The sequence below is a fragment of the Rudanella paleaurantiibacter genome (assembly GCF_009184635.1).
Lineage (GTDB): Bacteria > Bacteroidota > Bacteroidia > Cytophagales > Spirosomataceae > Rudanella > Rudanella paleaurantiibacter.
This window is the reverse complement of sequence record NZ_WELI01000003.1, coordinates 74,947-88,383: the sequence shown is the minus strand read 5'-3', so window position 1 is coordinate 88,383 and position 13,437 is coordinate 74,947. Positions and strand designations below refer to the sequence as shown.

At 53.4% G+C, this 13,437-nt stretch carries 9 protein-coding genes; 5 read left to right on the top strand and 4 right to left on the bottom strand.

Annotation, left to right across the window (positions count from 1 at the left end; translation table 11 throughout):
* Positions 1-162: 162 nt before the first annotated feature.
* Both clpB and F5984_RS09130 read right to left on the bottom strand, forming a co-directional pair.
* Complete coding sequence (gene clpB / locus F5984_RS09135; RefSeq protein ID WP_152123973.1) at positions 163-2,814, bottom strand: ATP-dependent chaperone ClpB; 2,652 nt, start codon at positions 2,812-2,814, stop codon at positions 163-165.
* Positions 2,815-3,400: 586 nt separating this feature from the next.
* Positions 3,401-4,648: a DUF418 domain-containing protein gene (locus F5984_RS09130; RefSeq protein ID WP_152123972.1), complete on the bottom strand. Its 1,248-nt coding sequence runs from the start codon at positions 4,646-4,648 to the stop codon at positions 3,401-3,403.
* A gap of 475 nt (positions 4,649-5,123) precedes the next feature.
* Here F5984_RS09130 and F5984_RS09125 point away from each other — a divergent pair, with 475 nt between their 5' ends.
* From F5984_RS09125 to F5984_RS09110, 4 genes are all read left to right on the top strand, one after another.
* Complete coding sequence (locus F5984_RS09125; protein WP_152123971.1) at positions 5,124-5,756, top strand: hypothetical protein; 633 nt, start codon at positions 5,124-5,126, stop codon at positions 5,754-5,756.
* Positions 5,757-5,919: 163 nt separating this feature from the next.
* Positions 5,920-7,245: a cation:dicarboxylate symporter family transporter gene (locus F5984_RS09120; RefSeq protein ID WP_152123970.1), complete on the top strand. Its 1,326-nt coding sequence runs from the start codon at positions 5,920-5,922 to the stop codon at positions 7,243-7,245.
* Positions 7,246-7,388: 143 nt separating this feature from the next.
* Positions 7,389-7,628: a hypothetical protein gene (locus F5984_RS09115; RefSeq protein ID WP_152123969.1), complete on the top strand. Its 240-nt coding sequence runs from the start codon at positions 7,389-7,391 to the stop codon at positions 7,626-7,628.
* Positions 7,613-7,897, top strand: a complete 285-nt coding sequence (locus tag F5984_RS09110) for a type II toxin-antitoxin system RelE/ParE family toxin (protein ID WP_152123968.1) — start codon at positions 7,613-7,615, stop codon at positions 7,895-7,897. The genes F5984_RS09115 and F5984_RS09110 overlap by 16 nt, the downstream gene beginning before the upstream one ends.
* 55 nt (positions 7,898-7,952) lie before the next feature.
* On the opposite strand, the gene F5984_RS09105 is transcribed toward F5984_RS09110, so the two are convergent.
* Positions 7,953-10,109, bottom strand: coding sequence for a T9SS type A sorting domain-containing protein (locus F5984_RS09105; protein WP_152123967.1), 2,157 nt, complete (start codon positions 10,107-10,109; stop codon positions 7,953-7,955).
* A gap of 243 nt (positions 10,110-10,352) precedes the next feature.
* Complete coding sequence (locus F5984_RS09100) at positions 10,353-11,594, bottom strand: DEAD/DEAH box helicase (protein ID WP_152123966.1); 1,242 nt, start codon at positions 11,592-11,594, stop codon at positions 10,353-10,355.
* A 126-nt stretch (positions 11,595-11,720) separates the two neighbouring features.
* Here F5984_RS09100 and F5984_RS09095 point away from each other — a divergent pair, with 126 nt between their 5' ends.
* On the top strand, positions 11,721-13,436 hold the full coding sequence (locus tag F5984_RS09095; RefSeq protein ID WP_185155463.1) for a sialate O-acetylesterase: 1,716 nt from the start codon (positions 11,721-11,723) through the stop codon (positions 13,434-13,436).
* Position 13,437: the final 1 nt, after the last annotated feature.

Below are 13,437 nucleotides of genomic sequence, written 5' to 3'. Positions count from 1 at the left end.
CGAAAAAGGTTTAGTTGGCTATTTATTAAGTGGTCTGTTTTAGTGATAAAACTTTACTTATGAGCTCAATTAGGTTAAAATATTATATTGATGTATAGTCATAAATACGCAAAAAGGCCCGACTAGAAAGTCGGGCCTTTTTGCGTATTTATAATTGGTTGTTTACTCCAGCACCGGCACTACCTTATCCAGGTTGTAGAAGATGATATCTTCTTTGCCGGTTTCGTCTTCGTTGAGCATCATACCCACGATAGCGTTTTTCTGAATCCGACCCGACAGGATCTCTTTCGAGAGAGCGTTCAGGATCCGGCGTTGCAGAACCCTCTTCAGCGGCCGGGCACCAAACTGCGGGTCGAAGCCTTCGCGGGCGATAAAATCGAGCACCTCGTTATCGGCTTCGAGCGTAATACCCTGCTCGGCCAGCCGGTGCTGAATTTGCCGGAACTGAATGTCCATAATTTTGCGGACCTCGCGCTTGCTCAGAGGCTGGAACATCACCAGTTCGTCGATCCGGTTCAGAAACTCGGGCCGAACTGTCTGCTTCAGCAACTCGAACACCTCATCTTTGGTGCTTTCAATCACCTGATCGGCGTTGCGGTCGTTGATCTCCGCAAAGCGCTCGCGGATAATGTGCGAGCCGATGTTCGACGTCATGATGATGATCGTGTTCTTGAAGTTGGCCACGCGCCCTTTGTTGTCGGTCAGGCGGCCATCGTCGAGCACTTGCAGCAGGATGTTGAACACGTCGGGGTGCGCTTTCTCGATCTCGTCGAGCAGTACCACCGAGTAGGGTTTCCGGCGCACGGCCTCGGTCAGCTGACCTCCTTCGTCGTAACCCACATAGCCCGGAGGGGCCCCGATGAGTCGGCTTACGGCATGGCGTTCCTGAAACTCGCTCATGTCGATGCGGACCAGCGCGTTTTCGTCGTTGAACAAAAACTCAGCCAGGGCCTTGGCCAGCTCGGTTTTACCAACCCCGGTGGTGCCGAGGAAGATAAACGAACCAATGGGCCGTTTGGGGTCCTGCATGCCCGCGCGGCTCCGGCGTACGGCATCGGCCACTACGCCAATAGCTTCTTCCTGACCGGCTACCCGCTTGCCCAGTTCGGCTTCGAGGAACAGCAGTTTGTCGCGTTCCGACTGCAACATCCGGCTTACCGGAATACCTGTCCATTTGGCTACCACTTCGGCAATATCTTCCGAGGTTACTTCCTCCTGAAGCATCCGGTCGGCACCGTCGGCGGGTTGGCCGTCGCTCGTAAGTGTCTTAAGTCGGTTTTCGATTTCGGGAATGCGGCCGTACCGAATCTCGGCTACTTTGCCGTAGTCGCCTGCCCGTTCGGCCTGCTCGGCTTCGATGCGCAGGGTATCGAGTTGCTCTTTCAGCGTCCGGCTTTCGTTGACCGATTGTTTTTCGGTTTCCCAGCGGGCCTTTAGCTCATTACGCTGCTCGTTGAGGTCGGCAATCTGCTTGCTCAGCAGCGTTTCTTTGTCTTTATCGTTTTCGCGCCGAATGGCCTCGCGCTCAATTTCGAGCTGCATAATGCGCCGGTTCAGTTCGTCCAGCTCTTCGGGCACGGAGTCGATTTCGAGCCGGAGTTTAGCGGCCGCTTCGTCCATGAGGTCAATGGCTTTGTCGGGCAAAAACCGGTCAGAAATGTAGCGGTTCGAGAGTTCGACGGCGGCAATCACGGCATCGTCTTTGATGCGTACACCGTGGTGCAGCTCGTAGCGTTCCTTAATCCCGCGCAGAATGGAGATGGCATCCTGTACGTCGGGCTCGTCGACCATGACGGCCTGAAACCGGCGTTCGAGGGCTTTGTCTTTCTCAATGTACCTCTGGTATTCCTTGAGCGTAGTGGCCCCAATGGCGTGCAGTTCGCCACGAGCCAGGGCGGGTTTCAGCAGGTTAGCGGCATCCATCGCGCCTTCGCCACCACCGCCTGCGCCGATAAGCGTGTGAATCTCGTCGATAAAGAGCACGATTTCGCCCTCAGAGTCGGTCACTTCTTTGATAACCGCTTTCAGCCGCTCTTCAAACTCGCCTTTGTATTTAGCACCGGCCACGAGCAAACCCATATCGAGCGACATGATGATCTTCGATTTGAGGTTTTCGGGAACGTCGCCCTGCACAATGCGCTGGGCCAGCCCTTCTACAATGGCGGTTTTACCAACGCCGGGCTCGCCCAGTAGCATCGGGTTGTTCTTGGTCCGGCGGCTCAGAATCTGGAGCACCCGCCGAATTTCTTCGTCGCGGCCGATTACGGGGTCAATTTTGCCCTCGCTGGCGCGTTTATTCAGGTTAATGCCGTACCGTTCGAGTGATTGGTACGTGGCTTCTGCATTTTGGTCTTTCACAGGGTTGTTTTTGCCTCGCAGTTCGCGAATGGCATCTTTTAAGGTCTTTTCGGTAAAACCAATATCTTTCAGGAGGGTAGCGACGGCGTCTTTACCGCCAACGAGGCCCAGCAGCATCATTTCGACGCTGACGTACTCATCGCCAAAGTCTTTCATCTGCGTCTGTGCGCGTTGCAAAGCCGCATTTAACTCATTGCCGAGGTAAATGCCCTGCTGAGCGCCACCACTGAAGGATACTTTCGGGTAACCGTTTACGATAGCGTCGAGTGCCAGGGTCAGTTGTTTCGTGTCAGAGCCGAGTTTCTTCGCCAGAAACCCGACCGTGTTGGGGTCTTCTTCCAGAATGGCTTTGAGCACATGACCGGTTTCGACGGTCTGTTGCCCATTGCCCTGCGCCATCTGAGCCGCGTGTTGTACGACTTCCTGCGCCTTAATCGTATAGTTGTTAAAGTTCATGGCAGTATTCAGTTAACAGAGATCAACGAACAACGAATAAGCAACCGTTCTCCAATAACTGCTCGTTGTTCACTGTTGGTTGCTCGTTGTTGGTTGTTCACTGTCGGTTGCTCCCTGTTAACAACAAATGATGGGCCGAGGTCTTATTTAAGACATTTTGGCGTGATGTATCGCGTTTTTTGGTGATTTCCGGCCAAAACGTCATTGATTGCTAACGGGAATTATGCATACTGGCTGACGCAAGGGCCCTCGACAGGCTCAGGCTGACTATAAACTTGAGAGCCGCCAGTCAGCCTGAGCCTGTCGAAGGCCCTTGCGTCAGCAATCTGTTAAACAGCTAGTTGTAATACAAATTATCCATGATTCACGTTATTGCTACGTATTACTGACGCGAGTGAGACCGGTCCGCCGTGGCGGCAAAATATTGCGTCTCTACAAAAGATGGTTCAACGTAGAGACGCAACATCTTGCCGCCACGGCGGACCGGTCTCATCATGCGTCAGGCATTCCCATAAAAAAATGCCGTAGCGTGAACAGATTGAAGACCCGTCCACACTACGGCATTTTCCATTTTAGCATCCGTTAGCTAAGCCCGCATAGGTTGCACTTTCCCGTACGTGAGAGACCGCCAGAGCCATTCGAGCGGGCCGTACCGGAACCGGGCTAACCACCACTGACTGAACAGGATCTGCACAAACAGAATGGGGAACGTGAGCAATGCCGCCTGCCAAAGTTCGGTTTTGCCGAGTAGCCCCAGGCCGTACCCAAAAAATAGCAGACTCCCGATTACGGTTTGTAGTATGTAGCTGGTCAGGGCCATTTTGCCGACGGATGCAAGCGGCCGTACAATTTTTTGCCAGTTAGCGCGCTGAAACAATAAGGTCAGGCCCGTGATGTAAAAGATCGTCATGGCGGAGTTACCGATGTCGTAAAGGAAGCCAAGCGTTAGATCAATGGCTTTGGGAGGCTGGTTGTTTTGGCCAATGATGGCAATGGCGGTCAGGAACAGAAGAATAATGGCCAACACGCCAAATCCGCAGGCTCGGGTTAGCTGGCGGAACAGCCGCTTGTTTTCACCTATTTTTTGAAACAGTCTCCGACGACCCGCGTACAGGCCCAGCAGAAAAAAGCCCAGCGTAATGTAAATGCGGCCACTACCGATCTGAAACTGCATTTTGTCGTCGAAGGCGTTCAGGTTCGATTCCGCAACAGCCGCGTAGCTGCCTTTCGTTAGCAGATCGTAATAGGCCTGCGCTTCTTTCTCGAAATTCTGACCCGGCTGCCCAGTTTGGGTCTTGGCGGGTGGTTCTGCAAAGGCATTGTACACGGCCTGCACCCGATTAGGCAGATTGGCTACGAGCAACAAACCGACTACCAGAACAACCTTGTTAGAGAGTCGGCCGAACGGGAGCATCAGAAAGCCCAGCATCGCGTAAATGGACAGAATATCCCCCCGCCATTGGATGTGGTGTAACAGACCGATAGCACCGAGGATTACCAATCGCCAGGCAAAGCGGGCGTAAAAACGACCCGGCGACTCGGTGGAGCGGGTGAGCATGAGCGCAAAGCTCAGACCGAATAGAAACGAGAAAAAGGTGTAGAATTTACCATCGAAAAAAATGCCGACAATCGTTTGGGTAATCGTGTTACCCACGCCACTCGCGTGCGCCTGATATACGCTACCCGGCAGTGGGCCGGCCGCAAACCATTGTGCGGCATGAACGAGCAGAATCCCAAAAAGAGCAGCCCCGCGCAGGGCGTCGACCGTTTCGATGCGCGTTGCCCTGGGAGTAACAACGGTCGGAGAAAGGGTAAGGGGAGCAGAAGTGGTCATGTTCAGAAGTAGTGTTGTTTGGTTCAATCTACGACCACTTCGCCCCGGCCGTCAACCGGATTAGGATGAAGTCGCAGAAATCGGACTTGAACGGGGCAAGCTGCGTTGCCAAATGAGCCTGGCGAAACGGTCGGAGTTCGGGGTATACGCGACAACTTTGTTTGATAGACCACTTTTACCAAATGCTGCGACAACAATGCGGTACGAAAATGCTTCTTTTGTCAAAATGGTGTAAAGCTTACATGAGACGAATAGGTGTCGGATTGGTTTGAGCCTGCTGCTTGGTGTAGGGGCTTGTCAGACGGTCAAAAATGGGTTGTACAAAACGCGTAGCTACGTTTGGGTTGGTAAGCATTTAAAGCGTGATTGGCCCTACATCATTGACGTACAAAACGGTCGTAAGCGACTGGTATTTATTGGGTGTGACCATATTACGGATACTACACATCGGCAGTTTGCGACGATTGAGCAATACATGGCAGATATCAAACCGCAGGTTGCTCTTCATGAGGGTGGGCAAGTGACCGAACGCTACATAAGCCGCAATGAAGCCATTCGCAAAGATGGAGAAACGGGCTGCCTCGCTTATTTATGCGATAAAGCCAACATTCCGCTTATTAATGGCGACATGTCCGATACACTGGAGTATCAACTGATGTTAGGCCGGTATCCAAAATCGAAGTTGTTTCTATACTATATCATGGAGCGGACAGTTATTCCGCACCTGACCGGGGCGAATGGTACTCAACCCTTTGAAGAGGTTTATCGGTACGAAATCCCGGTTTATTTTGTCAATCGGGGGTTTCCGTTATCTGAAAACGAGCGTAGTTATGCCTATTTCAAGGAACTGTACGAGAGGCATATCGGGCGGCCGTTCAAACTGGAGCTAACCGCCGACGTGGAATTGTTTGATTATGTCAATGGGAAAGGCTGCGAATTTTGCGCACTTGGCCGTGCTTCCAAAATGGTTCGTGACAGCGTATTGCTTACCAAGATAGACAGAGCTCTCGATCAGTACGACCGTGTCCTTGTAACGTTCGGAGGGGGCCATGCACTGGCTCTCGAACCCGCTCTAAAGCAACTGATTCGCCGGAAACGACAGCCTTAGCGGGTTTCTGTCGGTGGCTATTCTCTGGTTAGTAGCTTTAGCCACTTCGGTGCTTCAATTTGTACTGAATAGGCAGAAAAGCTGGGAAAATACCCGTTTATGAAAGATAGTGCTTTCGCGCGGGCTGGAATGGTTGCCTTGTTTTCTGTTATCTTGCCCCTCTATGAAAAAACTCCTCACTAACCTTACTTTTTGGGTACTCACCGCCATTACGGCCGGTATTCTGCTTGGCCATCTCCGGCCCGATCTGGCCCTGATGCCCGTTCTCGACGAACCGATCAAAGGCCGGTTTATGGGTCAGGAGCTGACCATCGGGGCTACCGTCAGTGAGTTTCTGAGCGGCATTTTTATCAGCACGGTCAAGCTGTTTATCAATCCGATCATCTTCCTGACCATCACGCTCGGTATCGTGAGCATGGGTGATCTGAAAAAGGTGGGTAAGGTGGGAGCCAAAGCCCTCTTGTATTTTGAGGTAGTCACGACGTTGGCCCTGCTGATTGGTATTGGAGTCGCTCACGTTATTCAGCCGGGGGTTGGGGTAAGCACAGCGGCCGTCAAAGGGGGCGACATCAGCAAATACACCAAAAGTGCGGAAGCCTTCAGTTGGCTCAAGTTTTTGGGTGATAATTCAACGTTGCAGGTGCTGATTGTGGCTATTCTGACCGGCGTTGTCCTGAGCCGATACAGTGGGCGCGAACGGGTTATCCCGGTTCTGAACCGGGTGGCTAAGGTAGTTTTTACAGCTCTGCATCGGGTTATGCTGCTGGCTCCGATTGGGGCATTCGGCGGTATGGCGTTTACTATTGGTAAATATGGCCTGGCCACCCTGTTGCCGCTGGGTAAATTGATGCTGACAGTGTACATCACCATGGCCCTGTTCATTTTTGTGGTGCTGTGGTTCATTCTGCGCCATGCGGGCGTCCGGCTGTGGCCGTTTCTGCGGTATATCCGGGAGGAGTTGCTGATTGTATTGGGCACCTCATCGTCGGAAGCGGGCTTGCCGAGCCTGATGGAAAAATTGGAGCGCATGGGCTGCGCCCGGTCGGTGGTGGGGCTGGTGGTACCGGCTGGCTACTCGTTTAACCTCGATGGCACCACGATTTACCTCTCCATGGCGACGCTCTTTCTGGCGCAGGTGTTTGGTGTTGAGCTGACGTGGGCCCAGATGCTCACGATTATTGGCATCCTGATGGTCACGTCGAAGGGGGCGGCTGGTGTTACGGGCAGCGGCTTTGTGGTACTGGCGAGCACGCTGACGGCTATCAAAGTGATACCGGTGGAGGGCCTGGCCCTGTTGCTGGGTGTCGATCGGTTTATGTCGGAGGCCCGGAGCATCACCAACTTCATTGGCAATGGTGTGGCAACCATCTGGCTGGCTAAGAACGAGGGGGCTTTTGACCCTCAGAAGATGGAGTGGGCCTTCGCCCGGGTCGATGTGACGGAAGATATTCTGACGGATAACCTGGATCAGAAACCAGTTGCTAAGTAGGTTGGTGTGCAAAGTGGGGGTAAAACAGGTCTCTTTTGTCATTCCGACGAAGCGCCCTCAACTATCTGCCTATGTTGAACCTGCCTTACACTCAATAAAATCCGCAACTTTTCGTAATTTCCAGAAACGAAACAGCCAACGCCATGTCAGCACGAGAACTAAAAGCTGAACTTCACCAACGCATTGAAGACCTGACCGACGAGCAACTGTTGCAGGTTTATGCCTTTGTGAATGAGCAATATGGAGGAGGGGAAGGCGACTTTGATCCTAACACACCTGAAGTATTGGCTAAAATTGAAAAGTCACTAGCAAGCGTAGGCGAACAAAAAACATACACTACGGATGATATTCTTACGCTAATCAAGCAATGCAATACACGATAGCCTGGACCGAAAATGCCAGAGATGAGATTCGGGCGATTCTGGATTACATGTTGGATCATTGGGAAGATGGTGTCACAAATCGTCTGGCGGATGAAATACAAAAGGTTGCCGATCAACTCAGTGCTTTTCCGTATTTGGGTATTCAGCACGAACGATACTCCAGTCTACGGCTAATACGGGTTAAGCCTTATTACAGGTTGCTATATACCGTAGTTGAAGAAAAGAAAGAGGTGCTAATCCTGAACGTACTGGATACCCGTCAACAATAAAAACACCCCGATCTGCGCAAATCCAGACCGGGGTGTTTTTTACGGGGCACTTACTTTATTTCTTCAACACTTTCAGGCTCTGTTGCTGACCGTTGCTCACGGCGCCCAGCACATACACACCAGCTGAGCCGCTCATGCGTAGCGTTTCAATTTGCTCTTCTGTTTGCATCTGCACCGCCCGCTCCGTCACGATTCGGCCCGTGGCATCGCTCATCCGAAGTACAACCGTTTGGCCCCTTGTCCCTGTCAAACGTACCTGCACCTGATCCTCAACGGGATTCCCCAATAGCGTCATCTGCCAGCTCCGGCTCGTTTCGGTATGGGCCAAACGCGCGTTGGTGGGGCAGTTGGCCGTAAACGTCGTACTCACCTCGCTGCCACTTTGGCGAGCGTACAAGGTGAACGTGGTGTTTTGCCGCTGGTAAGTGGGCACCGTAAAGTCGGTCGGGCCCCAGTCGCGCAGGCCGGGGATGCGGTACTCCACCAGCGTACCATCGCCCCCGCTCGTGATGAGCCGCAACAGACCCGTCTCGCAGTAGAACGCAGGCGTTTCGAACCGCAACGCCGTTCCCGCAGGAGGTGTTACCGGTGGCTGAATACTCCCGCAGGTTGTGGTGAAGTCGGTGCTGGCGTAGGCTCCCAGGCTGGTGCGAGCCTCAATCTTAAAGGTGGTGTTGGTACGCTGCCAGGCGGGTACGGTGAAGGTGCTGCTACTGGCCCAGTCGCGCAGGCCGAGGATACGGAACTCAACGCTACCATTTGCATTATTGGCCACTGTGTTTAGCTGCCCGGTAGTGCAATCGTAGCCGGCTATCCGTACGGCAAAGCTATTGGCGGGTGGATTAACGGGTGGAGTGGTGGTAGTGCTGGGTGGCGGGGTGGTAGTGCCACAGGCGGTGGTGAACCCCACCGAAATCATTTGCCCATTCTGGCGGGCCTCCAGGTTGAAGGTGGTGCCGTTGCGTTGGTGGGCGGGTACGGAAAAGCTGTTGCTGCTTGCCCAGTCGCGCAGGCCAACGATGCGGAACTCGATAGGTGAGCCGTTGCCGCCCGTTGTGTTGAGGGTCAGCTGGCCCGTGTTGCAGTCGTAGTTGGGGGACGTCAGAGCAAAATTACTGGTGGTTTGTTCGGGGCTGAACTTGATGAACCGGGGGGTATTGGTAGCCACGATATACCCGCCATCAGATGCTTTCAAGAGGTCGGAGGGGCCTCCGTCTGTCACATCAACCTGCCAGAGCGGGGTGCCTGACAGGCTCAGCTTTTGCAACACCACTCTGCCCGCGCTAAAGGCTACGAAGGTTACGCCGTTGGGTTCTGCCAGTAATTTATATGGGTTGGAAATTCCAATATCGGCCTGATTGACCGACCAGACTTCATAACCGCTGGGGTTTATTTTGCTGATTTTCTGGCTGCTCGCTACATAGTAACCATCACGGGCAACCGTAGGCGTAATTGCCCGTGTCCAATTGTTGGGGTATGGGTCGGGGTAGCCGGGCAGGGCAAAACTGGTATCGGTATCGGTGATTTTTCTGAGGTTTGTAAATCCATTTCCAAATCCGACAAGAATCCCCCCATCGACGGCTTCGGCAAGGTCGCTCACAAATTCCGTTGAAGCTGCGTAAGCCAAAGTATTATCGACCGGTGTTCGTCTGAATGTAAGCTCTCGGCCATTTTTGTCAAAGTGCTGGCGAAACGCACTTGAAACAATCCCTCTTCCAATGTTTGTGAACTTTACGTAGTAATTGGAACGCTCCAGCAGAAATGTATTTCTGTAACTCGTAGGGCGTATGCCGGGCACCAACGGAAGCGGGTCCGGAACCGTATTCCAAACGGTATTTCCGTGTACATCTAACTTGGTGATAAAGCCTCGATCATTGAATCCGTCACGGTTGACGTTACCGCTAATCAAAAAGCCGCCATCCTGTGTTCTGATAAGCTGGTTGGCCTCATAGGTATCAGGTGAGTTAGGCAGGGTGCGAATAGGCTGATACTGCCCGTCAGCCGTTAACCGTGCCAACGTTGAGCTACCAAATCGAGGGGTGAGAAGAACGAAATACTCTCCTCCCGGTGCGTTAACGACCTTCGCTACCGTGGGGGGCTGCCCCAGATCAACGCGCCATTGTACCGTTGGCGCGCTTTGCGCCCATACTGATGCTACGCTCAGCAGCACCAACAACATCCCGAAAAGGGTGGATTTGGAAAGGTTTGTCATACAAAAAGATAGGAGTGTGTTTGTCTATCTGGACAAATGATTCTTAAACTAACCAAAGGGTTGTGATGCAACTCGCTATTTTTTTGCGTTCAAGCTGATGCGTTGATAATCAGAGGTAATTGAGCTACGAGTTTGTCGAACGGTAACTTCTGCATACAGGTAGCGAGCCCGTACAAAACCAAAAGCCGGTATAACGGTCTGGTATCGACGTTACACCGGCTTTGCGGGATGAAGCAAGAACTCCTACTTCTTGTTTTTCTTTTTCTTTCTGCCGTTTTCTTCAAACTCGGCCACTTCTTTCAGTAAGGCTTTGAGGTTGAAACTGGCTTCGGGGCTAATGTCGCGGGTAAGCTGTCGCTCGTGGTCGGAGAAAATAACCCGGTCGATAGGCCCGCCGATATACGCTTCAATATCGGCCAGAAGAGGATTTTCTTCGGGACTGCAAAACGATACCGCCCTGCCTTTGTTGGTGCCCCGGCCCGTGCGCCCAATGCGGTGCACGTAGTTTTCGGGCTGCTCAGGCAGGTCATAATTGACCACATAATCTACGTTCGGGATGTCGATACCGCGTGCGCTCACATCGGTAGCAATGAGCACTTTTACTACGCCATCGCGGAACTCACGCATCACCTGCAGGCGGTCTTGCTGATCTTTGTCGCCGTGGATGGTTTGGCTACGTAGCCCCACCCGTTCGAGCGCCTTTAATACCCGCTCGGCCCGCACTTTGGTTCGGACAAATACAAGCAGTTTGCTTTCGGGCTGCTCGTTAATGAGTCGCTCCAGAAAAAAACGCTTGTCGTCCATTTCCATAAAGGCAATGGCGTGATCAATGTTTTTGTTGACCGGATTGTCGGGTGAAATCTGGATTCGGATCGGGTTGTGAACGAGCGAATACGCCAGCTTTTTGATCGTTTCGTCGATGGTTGCCGAGAAAAAGAGCGTTTGCCGCTGCCGGGGCAAATGCCGGATCAGATCGCGGATATCCTTGATAAAACCCAGATCGAGCATGTGGTCGGCTTCGTCGAGCACGAGCATCTCGACCCGGTTGAGCCGCAGGTGGCCCTGATGCACCAGATCAAAGACCCGGCCGGGCGTAGCCACCAGAATATCAAACCCTTTTTCGAGCCGCGCAATCTGCGGGTCCTGGTCTACTCCGCCCGTTACGGCATAAATCCGCACCTTCGTATGGCGCGCCAGCTCGGTGAAAGCCTCGGCAATCTGAATCGCCAGTTCGCGGGTGGGTACCATCACCACGCACCGGATTCCTTCGGACCGCGACGAGGTTTTGCGCACGTGCAACTGGCTGATAATCGGGATGGCAAAGGCCGCTGTTTTGCCGGTACCCGTTTGGGCAATGGCCAGCACATCTTCGCCTTTCAAAATAGGCGGAATGGCCTTGTACTGAATATCAGTAGGACGCTTGAAACCCAACGTTTCCAGGTTTTGCTTCACTTCGGGGGCAATGTTGTAATCGCTGAACTTCATAGTACAAAAGTACAGATTTTAAACAGAATCACCGGAGTGATGGTTTTCATAGCAAGTAGTAACTTTGCATAACGTTAAGGGCACTTTGCTCTTATCATGTACCACCACAGCTACATCCTGAATCAAGTGAACCAAATTTCTACCTTACTTCTCCGTACGGTTGTTATTATCATAGGGCTATCGCAGGCCCTTTACGCGCAGGTCACCGTTACCTTTCCTACCTCCCGCTTCGTTTTTCAGCGCAGCAACGCCAATAGGGCAACCATCTATATCACCGGCCGATGCCCGGCCAACTCTACCCAGATTCAGGCCCGGCTCAGTGCCCGGCAGGGTGGCACGTCAACCCCATGGTTTGTGCTCGATAGTGCGCCGGGCAATGGTACATTTCAGGGAGCCGCACTCAACATCACAGGGGGCTGGTACGATCTGGATGTCAAGGCGTTCAACGACGCTACCGAGATCGGGGCCGCTTACGTAGGCCGTGTGGGCGTGGGCGAAGTATTTGTGGTGTCGGGCCAGTCGAACTCCTGGGGCGGCAGTTTTGTACAGGGGCAGGCGCTCGAAGATCGGGTGTCGATGGTGCTGCAACCCAATGCATATTACAATGGAGCAGGTAACTTTGAAGAGCACGAACTCACCCTCAATGCGGTAGCTGCTACGCTGGGAGCTGATGGCCAGAACGGCATGGCACCGGCCGCCCCTGTGTTTATGTGGGGGGCGCTGGGCGACCGATTGGTGCAACGTTTAGGGGTACCAGTTATGTTTTTTGGTGGGTCGCATCCGGGGTCCCGCTCAACCGACTGGTTTGCGGCTGCGTCGGGCGAGCAAAATGTTGGCAACGGCTACTATAACCGGAATGCCCCATACCGCGCCCTGGGGTCGACTATGCTGCATTACCTGAAGCGGACGGGTGTACGGGCGGTGCTCTGGCATCAGGGCGAGAGTGACAACTATTACCGCACCCGTGATGAGTACGTTTCGCAGATCGGTTTTGTGATCAACCGTACCCGGCAGCAGTCGGGTTATAGCCAACTGGGTTGGGTGGTATCGCGGGTGTCGTATTTGCACGCTTCGTTTGGGGCCGAATATGTCAATCACGAAACTGATCCCAATATTATTGAGGCTCAGAATATCCTGGCTTCGCAACCCAACAACTGGCCCGGCCCGGCAACCGACGGGCTGATTTATCCCGACTACCGGGTCGAAGATGCATTCCATGTCCATTTTGGAGGTCAGGACTGTATTCGCCTGGCCGACATCTGGAGCCAGACCCTGAGCGACGCTTTTTTCACCAGTGTACAACCCTCGTTGCCTACGCGCCCCATCCTGCTCACAACGGGCTACGTGTTCCCGTTTGTTACCTCGCCCGGTCAGTCGGTCAATGTACCCTTGCTATCGGCGGTACCCACGCGTACCGACAACACCTACGAGGTTGATCTGGTGAGCGAGTCGGGTTGTGCCCTGGCTACGGTGGGTAGTGGTACGGGTAATCTGATTCCGGTCACGTTGCCATCGTGGGCTAACGGACGGTATCGGCTCCGGGTGCGGTCGACCTCGCCCGCGGTAGTGGGCGAACTGGGCGAGCTGATTACGGTCAATGGCTCAGGGGCGGGCGTACCACCGGGTTACAGCCCCGGCCCGCTTACGACCCTACGTGCCGGCCGCTGGGACGACCCTACCATCTGGTCGTGTACGCGCATCCCCGACGCAACCGATGCTGTGTACATCAATCACTCCGTGACGGTACCGGCCAATGGTCTGTATCGGGCGCAGAAAGTAATTCTGAACGCGGGCAGTAAACTCCTGTACGAACCCAATGGCCGACTGGCGCTGGGGCAATAAG

Bases quoted from the DNA above. Each gene is read 5' to 3' on its own strand.
- clpB (WP_152123973.1), bottom strand. From the start codon at position 2,814: ATGAACTTTAACAACTATACGATTAAGGCGCAGGAAGTCGTACAACAC.
- F5984_RS09130 (WP_152123972.1), bottom strand. From the start codon at position 4,648: ATGACCACTTCTGCTCCCCTTACCCTTTCTCCGACCGTTGTTACTCCC.
- F5984_RS09125 (WP_152123971.1), top strand. From the start codon at position 5,124: ATGGCAGATATCAAACCGCAGGTTGCTCTTCATGAGGGTGGGCAAGTG.
- F5984_RS09120 (WP_152123970.1), top strand. From the start codon at position 5,920: ATGAAAAAACTCCTCACTAACCTTACTTTTTGGGTACTCACCGCCATT.
- F5984_RS09115 (WP_152123969.1), top strand. From the start codon at position 7,389: ATGTCAGCACGAGAACTAAAAGCTGAACTTCACCAACGCATTGAAGAC.
- F5984_RS09110 (WP_152123968.1), top strand. From the start codon at position 7,613: ATGCAATACACGATAGCCTGGACCGAAAATGCCAGAGATGAGATTCGG.
- F5984_RS09105 (WP_152123967.1), bottom strand. From the start codon at position 10,109: ATGACAAACCTTTCCAAATCCACCCTTTTCGGGATGTTGTTGGTGCTG.
- F5984_RS09100 (WP_152123966.1), bottom strand. From the start codon at position 11,594: ATGAAGTTCAGCGATTACAACATTGCCCCCGAAGTGAAGCAAAACCTG.